The 913-nt window shown below is 63.0% G+C and carries 1 protein-coding gene and 1 pseudogene; both read left to right on the forward strand.

What is annotated here, in order from left to right; genetic code table 11:
* Positions 1 to 90 (forward strand): cytochrome c oxidase subunit 3 (locus tag AWB68_RS45455; RefSeq protein WP_200828797.1); only part of this gene is annotated, 90 nt, incomplete at its 5' end.
* Between the two features lie 506 nt (positions 91 to 596).
* Positions 597 to 913 (forward strand): annotated as a pseudogene (locus tag AWB68_RS50640) (hypothetical protein); the annotation flags it as partial.

A 913-nucleotide genomic window follows, 5' to 3' on the forward strand; every position in this document is an offset into this window, starting at 1 on the left:
CTAACGATCGGTGGGCTGTATTGGCACTTCGTGGACGTCGTGTGGTTGTTCATCTTTACGACGCTGTACTTGTCGCCTTACGTGCTTTAGGAGAATGAACGTGTTTGCGCAGATGGTTCGGCCGCCGTCCGGTTCTGCGACGCCGCCCTCCGACGGCGTCGACCGATCGCGGCGCGAGACTCATCCGGGACCGAAGCACGCCCGGGTTCGGCCAGTGTTCCTCCTGGCCGGACTGGTTGCTGCACCGCTCGCATGGATCATTCAAATCTGCACGAGCGAAGCGTTAGCTTCGCACGCCTGCTTTCCGATGGGACACCCTTTGTCCGCTCCGGAACTCACGTCGCTCTTGCACCTCGTTGCCATGGTCAGCGCGGCGTGTTTTGTACTCAGTCTCGCGGGTTTGGTCGCGGCATGGACGTGCTGGCGGACGGTCCGAAGCGAATGTTCCGACCTTGCAGCAGGTTTGCCGGAGCCTGGACGACGCTCGCGATTTCTCGCGCTGGTCGGCCTCCTCGGCAGTCCGGTCTTCATGCTCGGACTGCTGCTGACAGCAATGGCGGCCCTGTTTGTGTCGCCATGCGCGAGGTGGTGAACCCATGTCCAGACTTCGAGCGATCATTGTGCCGCTATTCGCGTCGGGCCTCATGGCGAGCGCCGGGATTGCGGAGACAAACGATAGCGAGCGTCAGGTCGAATTTCGGCCGGTTGTGCAAGCCACGCCTGCTGACGACGCGGCCCTGATTGCGCGCGGCGATTATCTCGCGAAGGCCGGAGACTGCGCGGGCTGCCACACGGCGCCGAAGGGTGGCACTCCATTCGCGGGCGGTTTGGGATTGGCGTCGCCTTTCGGGACGATCGTCAGCAGCAACATCACGCCCGACCCGCAGTACGGTATCGGCGCCTACGGCTACGA

The sequence above is a fragment of the Caballeronia choica genome (assembly GCF_001544535.1).
GTDB classification, from domain to species: Bacteria; Pseudomonadota; Gammaproteobacteria; order Burkholderiales; family Burkholderiaceae; genus Caballeronia; species Caballeronia choica.